Below are 14,561 nucleotides of genomic sequence, written 5' to 3' on the forward strand. Positions count from 1 at the left end.
CATAATGATGAAGTAGAACGTTTAAAACAATCATCAAATAAAACATTGCGTTGGTTTATCGCATAAAACAAACCTATTTGGTCGTGACAACGTCCAATAAAAGTCGGAACGAAAAGCATATCAAGAGTCTCTAAGGCTTGTTGAGAGAAGTGCCTTGCTATACGCAATACGTCCGTTAATGTTTGAGGGAAAAGCATGTCAGTACTTTGGCGGAAACTCTTTCTAAAAAGGAAAGATAAGGGCGCCATTTGAGAAGCTTGCAAGTACTTTTGAACCCCACTGCTTTAGCTGTGGGAGTTGTCAGCAAAGAAACTAACCAAGTAGTCTTTAAGGCTGCTGATTATTCAATTAGTTCAATGGAAAAGCTGTATGAAGTAATTAGCAACTTTAAATGACCATTCAATCGATTTTCCTGTCCTACAAACGAAAAAGAAATTAATCATATTTCGAAAAATTTATTGATAGCTACCTCTATTTCACTATGAAAAAGGTAGTCTTTTTTATAGAAAAGTGTGTATGATGGTCTTAACGATTATGAAACCACTGTTTGTCTTTACGTTATCGATGATCACGTAAAATGTATATTTATTAATGATTATGCACATTAACGAAGTTGTGCTTGTTCCACTAACCAAGCAAATAATGAAAGAAGGGAATTGAACAATTTGCAAAAGAAAACAAGAGAGAAGGGATTAAATGATTTTGCATACTGAGTTTTTGGGGATAGAGAACCAATTGTATTTCTTCATACTGGATTACAAACTGGTTTAACTGATTTGGAAAATCAGAGAGATTACTTTAAAGATATATATAAAGTTATTCTACCTGATTTACGTGGTCACGGAGAGTCAATAACAGATGACCTGACCAATTTCTTTGAAGATTCAGCCGAGGATATAGCAGATACTCTTAACAATTTAGAGGTGGATTCTGCCCATATTGTAGGATGTTCATTAGGAGCTTTAGTGGGATTGTCTTTTGTAAAAAGATTTACTAAAAAAACTAAGAGTCTGACTATTTCAGGTGTTATGTTCGAAAAACCAAATAATTGGTTAGAACTACACAAGCAGGATATGGAACGTCAAGAGCAGTTAATGAAGAATGAAGAAATTGTTGATTACTTTAATAATTTACATAAGTCAAATTAGAAACAATCCCTTGAGATTGCAAAGGATGAAAATTGGTATCCATTTGAAATTACAAAAGATTTGGAAGGTATTACTTCTCCTGTTCTATTTATGGTTGGTGAGGGGAAGAAATCTGAAACCCAAGGTGCATTATTTTACCCTTCAATAAAAGATGATGTTCACGTTTCTATTATTCCTTTCGCATCACACTTAGTGCATTCTGAACAACCAGATATATATACGAAAATATTAGAAAAGTTTATTAATAGGGTTAATAGTTAAAACTTCTTATTGAACTAAACAGCGTTAGTTCAATAACTCTAATATCTAAGAAGAGTCAAAATATACATTTTTTAATTCATTAAAATGATATTTTGGCTTTTTGTTATGCTCCTTCACCGTATAAAAATCAGCACTATGATTAACAGACGTCTTGATATTAGAGGCTGCAATTCACTATAAAATGGGGATGATAATTTCCAGTTAAGTGTGTCAGTTATTTGAGCAGAAACAGTTTCAATTTTAAATGACGGTCAAACTATTTTCTTATAACAGATGCATTTTACAATGAGTATATACTCGATTATTGTTAGTCAGTATTAAATCAGCCTGTGCAATGCTTGATAATTAGAGGATAACTGAAAGTGTGCAACCCCATAGTGAAATAATAGTTGTTAAAAAACTAAACTAAATCAAATTTGTACTTGCTTCTCACGTTACGTGAGGATTTATGATAAGTATAGAATCTTAGGTGGAGGGATCATTTATGGGAGAGAATTATTCAATTGGAGAGTTTTCCAAGAAAACGGCGACAACAATCCGAACGTTGCATTATTATGATGAATTAGGGCTGTTAAAACCTTCGTATGTTTCAGAAAAAGGCAGGCGATATTATACAGATAAAGATTTTATTACTTTACAAAGAATCCTCGCATTAAAATTTTTGGGTTATTCATTGGAACAGATTAAAGAATTTTTTCAAAAGAAGACTTGGGACTTAATGCATTCACTTTCGTTTCAAAGAAATGAGATGGTTCAAAAGAAAGAACAGATTGAGAATGTGATTAAGGCATTAGATCGTGCCCTTCATATAGTAGAAGATCGTAATGAAATAGAGCCATCTGTCTTCATTACACTTATCAACACGATTCAAATGGAAAATGAGCAAAAGGAATGGTTAAAAGGTTATATAGACAAAGACCTAGTAGAAGAAATATATAGTCTTCCTGAAAATGAACAGTTGGAATTAGAAAAAAAGTGGGTGGAACTATCAACTGAATTAAAAAAACTAGCAGACCTCGATCATGAAGATGATCGTGTTCAAGTACTTATTGGTGACATGATGTCTCTTGTAAATGATTTAACAGGAGATGATCTTGCTTTTGTTCAAGAAATTTCTGACAAAGAAGTAGAGGATGAAATATGGTTATTCCATTCGCCTTTCACAGCTGAAGAAGAGGAGTGGATGGCGAATGCCTTAGACACCTATTTAAAAAGGAAAGGGGTGCACTTAAACAATGAAGATGGAACAAAAGAGTCTTAAAGTGGATCATATGCATACTTTTTGGCGTTTGATTAAAGAATCAAAACCACCAGTCAAAATATTAACTGTTGCTGTTATTCTTAGCTTAATGGAAACAGGAGCTGGCCTAATTGTGCCTCTATTTACAAAGACACTGGTGGATCAGCTCTCCCAGTCCACCTTAGAATTATCAGTCATTCTTTTGTTAGTGTGTGCATTTATTGTTCAAACCATATCGTCAGGATTTTCTTATTATTTTATGACATATCTTGGCGAATCCATTGTGGCTTCTATTCGACAAAGACTTTGGAAGCATGTGCTTCATTCCCCAATTCCTTTTTTTGACCAACATGAATCAGGGGATACGATGAGTCGGATTACTCAGGATACAAACACAATCAAAACGTTAATTACGCAACACTTAATCACCTTTATAGCTGGAGTAATCACAATCATTGGGTCAGTTGTCATTCTCCTTGTGATTGATTGGAAAATGACATTAATCATGCTTATTGCTGTCCCAGTTTCTATAGCTATCATCATGCCTCTAGGGCAAAAAATGTATAAAGTATCTAAGCTAATGCAAGACGAGATGGCTGGTTTTTCTGCAAACTTAGGTAGAGTATTGTCTGATGTTCGACTTGTAAAATCATTTGTTGCTGAGAAAACGGAACAAAAGAAAGGAAATCAGCGTATTACCCAATTGTTTCAATATGGGTTAAAGGAAGCACGCATTCTTGCAATTGTTACACCTTTAATGTCGTTTACGATGATGCTTGTTCTTGTTTTACTGATTGGTTATGGCGGTGTGCGCGTCGCATCTGGTGCTTTATCAGCCGGATCTCTTGTCGCTATTATTATTTATATGTTTCAAATTGTAGTTCCCTTCAGCCAAATGGCGGGCTTTTTCACAGCATTTCAAAAGGCGATGGGGGGAGCAGAGCGAGTTCAGCAGATGTTGGCCTCGGATACAGAACCTAACGATGGAGGCCTTGAAATTCAAAACCCTCCGCAAGATATTTATTTTAAAAACGTTTCCTTTGGATATAAAAAAGAAGACATCGTTTTGAATAACATGACATTAACCATTTCTAGTGGGAAAGCCACAGCATTTGTTGGACCGAGCGGGAGTGGGAAAACAACATTATTTGCCTTACTTGAAAGATTTTACACTCCAAATTCAGGAGGAATTTTTCTAGGAGATCAGAATATACAAGATTTTCATTTGAAGTCATGGCGTAGTCAATTCAGCTATGTATCTCAGGAAAGTCCACTAATGTCAGGAACGATTCGAGAAAATATTATGTACGGAATGGAAAGTGATGTCTCAGAAAAAGAAGTGAAAGCAGCAGCAGAGCTCGCCAATGCTTCGGAATTTATTAACCGTCTCCCAAATGGATATGACACGGAAGTTGGAGAAAGGGGAATCAAGCTATCTGGTGGACAAAGGCAACGGATTGCAATTGCACGAGCGTTAATACGTGATCCCAAGATTCTTTTATTAGATGAAGCAACCTCTAACTTGGACAGTGCATCAGAACGCCTTGTCCAGCAAGCACTTCAACACCTAATGAAGGGTAGAACGACACTTGTTATTGCGCACCGATTATCAACGGTTGTAGACGCAGAGCAAATTGTATTGATAGATGACGGAAAAATCACAGGTGTTGGCACACATCATGAGTTGTTGACACGACACGAACTATACCAAAAACTATCAAAACAACAGCTTCATGGTGGAAATATAGATTACCAAGAAAATAGAAAGGTTTCTCAATGAAAAAATTATTAATATAATATAATAACCGTGGATTGTGTCATTAGTAATTATAAATCCGTTTTCATTTAAGTGCCTGTTTTGGTTAATTTTCTGAATGAAAACGGTGTTTATTAAAATTGCTTGATTTACATGGAGAGTATCTTTATACGTTGACTTAATGGCTTTTGTCTAACAAGGACGCAAACTTTTGTATTAACTCTTTATTTCCATAACCTTACCTACTTTTTATTAGTTTATATTATGAAAATTCACTTTAACTTATTGTGTTAACGCACCATATTTTTGAACATTGGCTTTTATATCGTAAAGTTAGTTCCGATTCTTATTGCTCGTGTTATTCCCCAAAATAAAAAGCGGTGTACAGTTGCAACAAGAAAGAAAACCCAAATGTATTCAAACGCAGTGTACGATGTATTACCAATTAAAAGTGAATTTAAAAATACTAAGAACAGAGACAGATACTCCATTAAAGAATCTTTAAAGTTAATTTTTTTATACAAATCTTTAGTTTTTTTGAAATTAAAAACATCTGTTAATTCCTCACTACGATATCCTTTTACAAGTCCTAGACCTATTATATACATTCCTAGAGCGGGTCCATAGTCTACATTCAAAACCCTTATTATGAAACAATAAATTATAGTGAATAGAAGTAAATACATTTTTCTAGCCTACTTTCATTTTTGTTAACCATGCTAAACGATATTTTTCAACAACCTGTTTCTCTAGTTTAATAAATAAGTTGATTAGTCCTTCATTCCCCCCAAGATACACAGTAAAATAGTGAAATCAAATATAAACAATTCCTTGTTAATGGTATTCTTATAGATCTACGAATCTCATTTAAAAGGTATTTATTTATTTTACTTATTCTGCTAATAACATAATACTCTTAATTTTTTTCAACGGATGATTACTTATTTTAACATAAATTTACAGTTAACAAGGTCAATAAGATCAACACAGCAAATAGTATAGTAATTAACCCATTAACAATAGCTTTTGTTATTATGTTATTTGTGTTGCGATTTTGTATGCTAACTCAAGCGTTAATATCCAATAATCTGTCATATATATAAAATAAGAGACCAAATCAAATACGATTTGGTCTGCTAATTAGAGCGCTATACGTTATGGTTTCCACCGGAATGGTACTACTTAGTTAAACCATCCTTAAATAAAACTAGTAAACTCTTGATGATACCCTATAAACATTCTTTAATACTCTTTATTTTTTATCTCTTTTTTTGCTTTAATAATTAACGGTAGAGAAAAGACTATGCATCCAATAGGGATAACAGTACTGAAGAAAGTTGATGTGCTGTCATTTGTATATAGAAGATCATCTGGTAATAGCCAAATGTAAGCAACACCTAAAAGTAAAGGTGTTATCGCGAGCATATGTGTTCGAACTTTGCTTGTTGGTGTTTTTACAAATAAGATTATCGCCGCTGATAGTATAATTAACAAAATGATAACGATAGTTACAAATCCAAAAGTAGTCATTGAAATCAATCCTCCTTTTTTCCTTACAGAATTTATATCATTATTTTAACATAATATTCCATAAAATATTATTTGAGTCATAACTGCAATTTTTTAGAACAAATTTTTAATAGTTCATATGTTTCCATGGTCCAGGAGAGTCGTCGTCTGGGCGTCTCTTTTTTTGTGCAAAATTATTGGGATTTTATGTTAATATATAATATGATAATAATTCTACTGAAATAAACTACCAGAATTGTTGATAAACGGATATATCTAAAAAACAAAATTATAAGAAAAGAAGGTTAGTACTGTAATGAAAAATAATCGAAAATTTTTATTGGGAATGTTAACAGTAATAGTAGCTTTATTGGTTGCTTGTGGAGACGCATCTGACGAGTCAAGTGTTACGTTGAGCGATAATGCACCACAAAATGATGAGTCTTCTCATTCAGATTCCACAGAGAATGCTTCAAATATGGAAAATGCTAATACAGATAATATGGATCAAGAAAATAACGATGTAATCAAAAAAGAGGATACAACAAACAATGAACCCGTAAAAGAGGCCCCGTCTACTAAAAATGAATATATAGAAAAGTTAAATGCTGCAAAAAAAGAATCAGAAGAATTGGAGGCGCCAGATTCTTCGACGTACGCTTTGAAAAAAGTAGAAGACGATAGATTCGATATTTGGGATCAATTGTTGAATGAAATTTATGGAGAGTTAAAGGAACAACTGCCACCAGAAAAGATGGACCCAATAAGAGAAGAACAACGGAATTGGATAGATCATAGAGATGATAGTGCATTGGAAGCTTCCCTAAAATATAAAGGTGGTACACAAGAACACTTAGAATATGTGGCTGTACTTGCAAATCTTACGGAAAAAAGGTGCTTTGAATTAGTTGAAGATTATCTGTAATTATTTCTAACAATGAATAAGTGACCTTTTTCCCTTTTGATACTTTACTACATAGATGAGAAATTGAGTTACTTAAAGTTTGAGAAATAAAATTCATCTCATAATAGTTGATTTGTTTTAATTAAATAAAAATGAAGTGGGTAATAACTTTGGATTTTTTTTCAACACAACTAATAATGATTGCATTATTTATCTTAATCATCCATTCGATTGAAACATTAGCATATTCAGTACGTCTATCAGGAGCTAGAGTGAAACTATTAGCTTCAGCTCTTTCCTTATTTAATATGATGGTAATGGTTTCAAGGCTAGCAAATATGATGCAACAGCCTTTTACAGGAAGTTTGATAGATAATGCACCAGAAGAAAATGCTTTAGAATTCGTTGCAATTCAATATCGAGTCCTTATTGGTTCCGCTACATTAGGGACAATTATTGGACTACTATTGTTGCCGACATTTATTGCTGTTTTTTCTAGATCAATTGTTCATTTGTCGGAGGAACGAGGTTCAATTCCAGCCCTGTTAAAAAAAGGATTTACAATAGCTTATCTTAAGCGTGCAAAAAAACATATCCATTTACCAAGGTACTCTTATTTAAAAGATATGAACTGGCGTGATATTCCTATTAAATTATTTTTGTTAAATATGTTGATTACAGCAATTTATACGATAGGAGTGTTATCTGCGTTATATGCTGCATTACTGACACCTGATCGTGCAACAACAGCCGTGATGGCGTCAGGGTTGATTAATGGTGTGGCTACAATCTTACTAATCGTCTTCATCGACCCTAAGATATCAATCCTTGCAGATGATGTAATTAACCAAAAAGGAAGCTATATCAATTTAAAAAATGCATCTATCATGATGGTTACATCAAGACTATTAGGTACCCTCTTAGCACAAGCGTTATTCATTCCGGGCGCTAAGTATATTTCCTGGTTCACCCATTTTATAGTGTAGTTATCCAATTTGGAAGAAGTGAACAATACGCCAACGTTTTCTTATAGGTATAAGTAGTTGCATGCTTACTAAGTAAAATAGCAGTATTTCAGGAATAATAATAAAACTCGAAGGGTGTTGAATGTGATACTTACCTCAGAAAGACTGCTGTTTCGTCCATATAGTAACGATGATTTTGATTTTCTTATGTCTTTATTATCAGACCCTGAAGTAGTTAGATTTATAGGGAAAGGAAAGACAAGGAATGAGAACGGTGGTAAAGAATTTTTGAAATGGATATACAGTACATATGAAGTTGGTGAAGATATGGGTTTAATGGTTTTAGTTAATAAAGAAGATAATACTCTAATTGGTCACGCTGGTTTAGTTCCGCAAATTATTGAAGGAAATGAGGAAATTGAAATAGGCTATTGGATATGTCGTGAACATTGGGGAAAGGGGTATGCAACTGAGTCAGCTAAGGCACTTTTGGAATATGGAATTAAACAAATTAATCCACAAAGGTTTATTTCACTAATTCAACCCGATAATTTGGCTTCTAAAAAAGTTGCAAATAAAATAGAAATGAAGTTTGATAAGAGAATTATTATAGACGGAAAAGACGTAAATGTATATGCCACTATATAAATGGAACTTCTTGAATAGTAATCTTGTGATTTATTTTACCTCAAGCTATTCTACTAGCTGACAGTTTTCCTTAGAAGGATTTAGTACTTTATATAAAAATTAAATAATTTTCCTATGAGGAGAGGATTCTTTGGTTAGTCTATTTGAAACCATTTTCCAAATATCAGCCATAATACTATTTCTATGTTCATTCTTTTATTATAGATATTTTAAAAAAGTTAAAAGAGAAAGAAAACTAACTTCATTTGAACTTTCCGTTTATATCATAACTCAAGTTGCAATTTATCTTTGTGCAGGTAGTTATCTACTACTGTTTTTGGAAAGGAATTTTGGATAGAAGTTATTAAACAAACTGGTTGCAAGAGAGGTTTTGAGATCTTTGAAAATAACACAGTAGCATAGTTGAGGAGGATACAATTTGGAGTTATTACTTTGGATAACTATTGCAAATATTTTAACAGGACTTATTTTGGCTGTAATCACAAGAAATATGGAAAGTAAGAAAAGTTCTAGAATCCAATCTGTTGTTTGGGGAATAATGGGTATAATTTTATTGGCATGGTGGTTATTTACTAAATAGATTTGGATTGAAATACATAAATCAATAAAGAAGTATGTTATTACAACTCATAACAACTAGTTAAAGTTTTCTAAAAGGATAAAGGATAACGAAGGTAGGATGTAGTAATAATGAATAGGTCATAAATGAAGGAGGACCATAATGAGCAAGTTCAGTTTGTTTGGTAAGTTTACGATACAAGAAGGCGAACGTGACACAATGGTAGATATATTGTTGGAAGCAGCAGAATCAATGAAAAACCTTGATGAATGCGAGATATATCTCGTTAATATTTCTGAAAGTGAACCAAATTCTGTTTATGTTTATGAAGTGTGGAGTGATGAAGAAGCACATCAAGCCTCTTTAACTCTCGAAGCTACGCAAACGCTAATAAAACGTGCCAAACCTATCATTGTCGGAATAGAACGAATCAATACGCTAAAAACAAAAGGTGGGAAGGGCATTTCAGCGAATTCTTATTAACTAACAGGTCTTATTCATAAGGGTGTTGAATCACATGTCTATTTGTAAAGGTGTTGATCTATCTATTACAGATACTTTTTGATGAAGTTGTCGCCAGAATTATCTTTTATGTTAAAGGAAATGTTGAAACATATATCTTTCTATATCTTAAAATAAAACTGGTTATACTATCGAGGCGATAAAACGGAAAAACAGCTGATCCAATAATTACTGGATCAGCTGTTTTTGAATCAATAATTAACAAGTAGAACTTCGCATATAGGTGCGAATTAAATTTGTTACTGATTTATCATACAATGCTTTTGTTGTTTCTAAGTTTTCGATGTGCCCCCCAAGGTAGAGGTGGATCACTCCGTGTAACGATGCCCATATAACACGGACAACCTGTACGGGGTCTTTCTCCATAATTAGTCCTGCTTCAATTGCTTCTGTAATAACCTGAATGAACTGTTGCAAAGCTGTAGTTGTAGCATGTATACTTTCTTCCTCTGGTTTAAACTCACCAAATACTCCCCCGAACATCAATTGATAATAGCCCGTATTGTTGCGACTGAAATCCCAATAGGCTTCACATAGAGCTCGAAGATAGTTTTCCAATTTTTCCTGTTTGCTAACTGATTGAAAGGATGTTGCTAATACATTACAGCCTTCTACATATAGAAGTTTAATCAAACCATCCTTATTGTTAAATAAATTATAGATAATTTTGGTCGAACATTCCATTTTTTCGGCGACCTTACGAATAGTGACTGCCTCGGGCCCTTGTTCTTGTAAGAGGATAGCAGCAGCCTCTACAATGGTCTGTTTAAGACTTTCAGCATGCTGTTGTTTTGATTCTGAATAGGTTTTGATCTCCATTTTGGTGTCACCCTCAAATCATTCGGATTAGAAAGAAACGACGTTTCCGCATTTGTACTATACTGTATACAATCATGGCTAGTCAAATAATGGTAGACATCAATTTCAACATAGGATACAATGATTCCATATAGAAACAGTGTTTCTATAACTCGATAAAAAACTGAAAGGGTTGATGGAATGAATAATTTTAATGAAAAATGGGCTCTGGTTACAGGCGCTTCCTCAGGTATAGGTGAAGTTTTTGCTCATGAGTTGGCAGCCAAAGGAAGTCACTTGATCTTAGTAGCTCGCTCGGAATCGAAACTTAATGAACTTGCGCGAAAACTTATGAAAAAATATAAAATTCAAACGGAGGTTATTGTCTCTGATTTATCGCAAGCAGGTGCTTCTACAGAAGTTTATCAAGAATGTATCAATCGAGGACACCGTGTTGATTTATTAATAAATAATGCTGGTTTCGCTACACATGGATTATTTGAGGAACAGTCCTTAGACAGAAATCGAGATCAAATTATGCTTAACGTTATGGCCCTCGTAGAGCTTACTCATTTATTCTTACCGGATATGCTGATAAATCGTCGTGGGGCAGTCATTAATGTGGCTTCTACAGCGGCTTTCCAACCCAATCCTTATATGGCTGTTTACGGTGCAACAAAGGCTTTTGTACTCTCATTTACACAAGCACTATGGAAGGAAAATGGCAATCGTGGTGTTCAATTTCTTACCTTGTGTCCAGGCTCAACAGAAACAGGATTCTTTGATGCAGTAGGTACGAATGATGCTGTAGTGGGAAAGAAAGATAATCCCAAGCACGTCGTAGATGTTGCACTTCATTCGCTTGGAACTAGTCGTTCTTATGTGGTTGCAGGGAGAATGAATTACCTGGTCTCTCAAATGAATCGTTTTGTTCCAAAAAAAGTAATGTTGCAAGCGGTCAGCAATTTGATACGGCCAGCTCAAAAGTAGATTGTAGAATACGGTGGACTTTTGATAGAAGTGACTTGATGGAGATTTTGGTAGTGATAAATAACCATGGGGGTAGAGTGCTTGTAGTGCCTGTTCTTCTCATTTTCTCAATAGTGACATATTTTGTTGAAATGACCGCAACTTATTTTAAGATTGAGCAGTATTTTCAACTTATTGTAGGAAGTAACCTATATAGAACGAGAGCGTCAAAAACAGAAGTTATTCAATAGATACTAGACAAATATAATAAACATGAACCTTATGAATATATTATGATTGGAGCTAGACAGCACGATATTATTGGAGCAATGAACACGGGAATTGATTCCATTGGAGTTACTTATGGCTAGGGTTCACTTGAAGAAATAAGTAGTTGCAACACAACATATATTGTCAAATCTGTTAATCAGTTCAATGATATTCTTATGGATAGTCAAATGAATTAAGTAATACTATCTTTTTTAGCTAAAAACTGTAAGAGAGTACAATAAATAACAGTCCATCTGCTAGGTAATTAGCAAATATTCTGTGAGACTATCTATTTTATACTAGGCACCTTTTTATAAGGACTTATTCTCGGTTATTCGAAGATCGTTCAACACTTGGAAGTGTAATAAATCCAAATGGAAAAAGAGTGGTTGAATTAGCAACTGCCTATTGCAAACTGTACTAAATGTTAGTTTTTTTGAATAAGATACAAAAGCAAGTTTGCTGTTGGTGCCAACTTACCATAAAGAATAAAGTACTTTCTACTAAAGGTAGCGATACTTCAATAATTAAGTTGGCTGATTTTTTTATTATAATTCTGACTTAGAGGGGGTTGAAGGGGATAATTCCTTTCTTAAATTTATTTATTATTGGTTTGTTTATCTGTGTACTTATTTTAGGACTTATACAATCCAAGATACACTCTTTTAAAGCAGGTTTCTATGCCTTTTTACTGTTACTATTTAACCAAGTATATTTGTATATTGCCCTGTTTATAATTAATCCAATTATAATTAATCACGTAGTGAATAGTTCTGATCCAACTGGTATGACAGGAGGGGAAGTAGTGTCACTACTTGCTTTAATACCTAAAACAATTGAACTAATTGCTATTACAATTTTAGTTGTTGGTTTATACAAAATGTGGGTAGTTAAAAAACAAACATCAAGTTGAATGGATGCTTATCTGTAATATGGAATGTAATACGTAATATGTGTGGTGCTTGTTATTTCTCGTTTTTTGTCAACTTCGACATATTTCGAGAAATGACAAGCACCTTTCGCTGATAAATTGTCTTGTTTTCTGAAACCCAATTTTTTCTTAAATTACATGCATTATACTTGGTTGAATCTCAATCTTCATTTACTTTATTCGATGAAAATTATTATTTTTAAGTTTTATGATGATAAGAGAACTCTTAATGGGACGGATTGATGGTAATCTAATAAGATTTTGAATTTAAAAGGGAGGACATGGAATGAAAGCAATGGTCTACGACAAATATGGTAATCCAGATGTGCTTCAACTAAAAGAGGTCGAAAAACCAGTGCCTAAGGTAAATCAAGTATTAGTAAGAGTTCACGCCAGTTCGATGAATTATGGAAACTTGCTACTTTTACAAGGAAAACCCTTTTTAGCTCGATTCGCGTATGGTCTGCTAAAATTCAAACATTCCATACAGGGTAGTGATATCGCAGGTCAAGTGGAGAGTTGGGAAAGACGTAAAGCACTTTAAACCTGGTGATGATGTGTTTGGAGATTCAGCGGAAAGTGGGTTTGGAGCTTTTGCAGAATATGTATCAGTGCCTGAAGAATATTTAGCACCAAAACCAATGAATCTTACCTATGAGGAAGCAGCTATTGTACCAACCGCTGCAGTCACTGCGTTACAAGGTTTGCGAGATAAAGGAAAAATCCAAGCGAGACAAAAAGTCTTAATTAATGGTGCTTCTGGCGGGGTAGGCATCTTTGCCATCCAAATTGCCAAAAGCTTTGGTGCTGAAGTAACAAGTGTATGTAGTACTAGAAATATAGACTTAGTGAGGTCAGTTGGAACAGATTATGTGATTGACCATACAAAAGAGGATTTCACTCAAAGTAGTAAAAAATATGATTTGATTGTCGCTGTTAACGGCTATCATCCTATTTCAAAATATAAGCAAGCGTTAACCGCAAATGGAACGTATGTGATGGTTGGTGGATCCGGAAAACAGATGACCCAAGCGTTGTTACTAGGCCCATGGATGTCAAGGTTTGGTAACAAGAAGCTGTGTAACCTTTTGCAAAGACCAAAAAAGGAGGATTTAGTTTTTCTGAAAGAGCTTCTTGAAGCAGGTGAAATACAACCAGTTATGGATAAAAGTTATACGTTAGAAGAGGTACCTGAAGCTTTTAAACATATAGATCAAGGACATGTGAAAGGTAAAAATGCTATCACTATAAAATAGTAATAAACTTTGCTTGCTATTCGATATCAAGCTATAGGTATACTGATGAATACAATAAGAACTAGATTCCAAAGTATAATATTCTTAAACCATTGGGGAATACTAGTAGTAGGAGGTGTCAGCACATGGCAAAGCAAAATAAAAGAATAGATGAAAATAGACGTTTTACCAGTTCTGATCAATATGACACAACGGAAAATGAAGAGGGCTTAGACAATCAAGCTTCCATAGATACTGAAATTGATAAACGACATAACGAAAATGCCCGTGAATCTGCTGCTCTTGAACCCGAATCTCCAAGAATTGATACAGATCATCTATAATCGTAACCCCAATTGATAGAAATCTAACAATTGGGGGTTTATTATATGGGTTTCCTCAAACAACTTTTAATCTAAAAAAAGCCTCTAATTTCTCAAAGTTAACGTGGTTTAGTCTCGCAGTCCTCCAGCCTCGCGGGAAGTCATTGAACCTTCCCCGTTTTTAATGTCTTTTTGAATTTGTTGTTTTACTTTTTGTGGATCTGTTCCAGCAAATTGGGGCTTCATTACTAAATCCTCGGTATCATTCGTTTTTCTATTGCTTTGCATGGAATCCTCCTTTTTTTACACACTTATTGTTTACGTCATCGGTGAACATATCCAATAAAATTTATTGATTTTCACAATTATAATCCGTTTTCTCTTCTCTTACATCAAGAACTAGTCACTTGCTGAATCAATTGGACAGTTTTTATAGAATAATATAAAATAATAGGAAATAAAATCTAAGGTAAAATTTGTATGAAGTAAAGCGAAAATTAATGAAATTTTTTAAAAGGTAAGG

Annotated in this window: 19 protein-coding genes; 14 read left to right on the forward strand and 5 right to left on the reverse strand. The window is 33.9% G+C overall.

Features of this window, described 5'->3' with window-relative positions; translation table 11 throughout:
- Positions 1-263, reverse strand: a 263-nt coding sequence (locus QQS35_RS02880; protein WP_285930271.1) for a hypothetical protein, incomplete at its 3' end; no start/stop codon positions are given.
- Positions 264-776: 513 nt separating this feature from the next.
- Here QQS35_RS02880 and QQS35_RS02885 point away from each other — a divergent pair.
- The 3 genes from QQS35_RS02885 to QQS35_RS02895 all read left to right on the forward strand — a co-directional run bounded on the left by QQS35_RS02885 (position 777) and on the right by QQS35_RS02895 (position 4,429).
- A complete protein-coding gene (locus QQS35_RS02885) occupies positions 777-1,148 on the forward strand; it encodes an alpha/beta fold hydrolase (protein ID WP_285930272.1) in 372 nt (123 codons plus the stop codon).
- Positions 1,149-1,893: 745 nt separating this feature from the next.
- Positions 1,894-2,670 carry a MerR family transcriptional regulator gene (locus QQS35_RS02890; protein ID WP_285930273.1) on the forward strand — a complete coding sequence of 259 codons (777 nt, stop codon included), beginning with the start codon at positions 1,894-1,896 and terminating at the stop codon, positions 2,668-2,670.
- Positions 2,651-4,429: an ABC transporter ATP-binding protein gene (locus QQS35_RS02895; RefSeq protein ID WP_407933937.1), complete on the forward strand. Its 1,779-nt coding sequence runs from the start codon at positions 2,651-2,653 to the stop codon at positions 4,427-4,429. The genes QQS35_RS02890 and QQS35_RS02895 overlap by 20 nt, the downstream gene beginning before the upstream one ends.
- Positions 4,430-4,725: 296 nt before the next feature.
- Here the strand turns inward: QQS35_RS02895 and QQS35_RS02900 are convergent, their stop codons facing one another.
- Complete coding sequence (locus tag QQS35_RS02900) at positions 4,726-5,043, reverse strand: hypothetical protein (protein WP_285930277.1); 318 nt, start codon at positions 5,041-5,043, stop codon at positions 4,726-4,728.
- Between the two features lie 604 nt (positions 5,044-5,647).
- Entirely contained in the window at positions 5,648-5,935 is a 288-nt protein-coding gene (locus tag QQS35_RS02905) for a hypothetical protein (RefSeq protein ID WP_285930278.1), read from the reverse strand.
- Positions 5,936-6,230: 295 nt separating this feature from the next.
- Here QQS35_RS02905 and QQS35_RS02910 point away from each other — a divergent pair, with 295 nt between their 5' ends.
- From QQS35_RS02910 to QQS35_RS02935, 5 genes are all read left to right on the forward strand, one after another.
- Positions 6,231-6,839 carry a lysozyme inhibitor LprI family protein gene (locus QQS35_RS02910; RefSeq protein WP_285930279.1) on the forward strand — a complete coding sequence of 203 codons (609 nt, stop codon included), beginning with the start codon at positions 6,231-6,233 and terminating at the stop codon, positions 6,837-6,839.
- A 176-nt stretch (positions 6,840-7,015) separates the two neighbouring features.
- Positions 7,016-7,804 carry a lipid II flippase Amj family protein gene (locus QQS35_RS02915; protein WP_285930376.1) on the forward strand — a complete coding sequence of 263 codons (789 nt, stop codon included), beginning with the start codon at positions 7,016-7,018 and terminating at the stop codon, positions 7,802-7,804.
- Between the two features lie 123 nt (positions 7,805-7,927).
- Positions 7,928-8,431: a GNAT family N-acetyltransferase gene (locus tag QQS35_RS02920; protein ID WP_285930280.1), complete on the forward strand. Its 504-nt coding sequence runs from the start codon at positions 7,928-7,930 to the stop codon at positions 8,429-8,431.
- Positions 8,432-8,849: 418 nt separating this feature from the next.
- On the forward strand, positions 8,850-9,011 hold the full coding sequence (locus tag QQS35_RS02930) for a hypothetical protein (RefSeq protein ID WP_285930282.1): 162 nt from the start codon (positions 8,850-8,852) through the stop codon (positions 9,009-9,011).
- Positions 9,012-9,152: 141 nt separating this feature from the next.
- A complete protein-coding gene (locus QQS35_RS02935) occupies positions 9,153-9,473 on the forward strand; it encodes a putative quinol monooxygenase (RefSeq protein ID WP_285930283.1) in 321 nt (106 codons plus the stop codon).
- A 237-nt stretch (positions 9,474-9,710) separates the two neighbouring features.
- Here the strand turns inward: QQS35_RS02935 and QQS35_RS02940 are convergent, their stop codons facing one another.
- On the reverse strand, positions 9,711-10,331 hold the full coding sequence (locus QQS35_RS02940) for a TetR/AcrR family transcriptional regulator (RefSeq protein WP_285930284.1): 621 nt from the start codon (positions 10,329-10,331) through the stop codon (positions 9,711-9,713).
- 180 nt (positions 10,332-10,511) lie between these two features.
- Between QQS35_RS02940 and QQS35_RS02945 the strand changes: the two genes are divergently transcribed.
- The 6 genes from QQS35_RS02945 to QQS35_RS02965 all read left to right on the forward strand — a co-directional run bounded on the left by QQS35_RS02945 (position 10,512) and on the right by QQS35_RS02965 (position 14,059).
- The gene (locus tag QQS35_RS02945) at positions 10,512-11,300 is read left to right on the forward strand and encodes an SDR family NAD(P)-dependent oxidoreductase (protein WP_285930285.1); all 789 of its coding nucleotides are present in this window, start codon (positions 10,512-10,514) and stop codon (positions 11,298-11,300) included.
- A gap of 230 nt (positions 11,301-11,530) precedes the next feature.
- Positions 11,531-11,650 (forward strand): HAD hydrolase-like protein, encoded by a 120-nt coding sequence (locus QQS35_RS02950; RefSeq protein ID WP_285930377.1) that lies wholly within the window; start codon positions 11,531-11,533, stop codon positions 11,648-11,650.
- 470 nt (positions 11,651-12,120) lie between these two features.
- Positions 12,121-12,462: a hypothetical protein gene (locus QQS35_RS02955; protein WP_285930286.1), complete on the forward strand. Its 342-nt coding sequence runs from the start codon at positions 12,121-12,123 to the stop codon at positions 12,460-12,462.
- Positions 12,463-12,766: 304 nt separating this feature from the next.
- Positions 12,767-13,024, forward strand: a complete 258-nt coding sequence (locus tag QQS35_RS22795) for a hypothetical protein (RefSeq protein ID WP_331490634.1) — start codon at positions 12,767-12,769, stop codon at positions 13,022-13,024.
- A complete protein-coding gene (locus QQS35_RS02960) occupies positions 12,975-13,736 on the forward strand; it encodes an NAD(P)-dependent alcohol dehydrogenase (RefSeq protein ID WP_331490635.1) in 762 nt (253 codons plus the stop codon). The genes QQS35_RS22795 and QQS35_RS02960 overlap by 50 nt, the downstream gene beginning before the upstream one ends.
- Before the next feature lie 125 nt (positions 13,737-13,861).
- On the forward strand, positions 13,862-14,059 hold the full coding sequence (locus QQS35_RS02965; RefSeq protein ID WP_285930287.1) for a hypothetical protein: 198 nt from the start codon (positions 13,862-13,864) through the stop codon (positions 14,057-14,059).
- A gap of 108 nt (positions 14,060-14,167) precedes the next feature.
- On the opposite strand, the gene QQS35_RS02970 is transcribed toward QQS35_RS02965, so the two are convergent.
- Positions 14,168-14,326, reverse strand: a complete 159-nt coding sequence (locus tag QQS35_RS02970) for a hypothetical protein (RefSeq protein WP_285930288.1) — start codon at positions 14,324-14,326, stop codon at positions 14,168-14,170.
- Between the last annotated feature and the right edge of the window lie 235 nt (positions 14,327-14,561).

The sequence above is a fragment of the Aquibacillus rhizosphaerae genome, from assembly GCF_030282825.1.
GTDB classification, from domain to species: Bacteria; Bacillota; Bacilli; order Bacillales; family Amphibacillaceae; genus Aquibacillus_C; species Aquibacillus_C rhizosphaerae.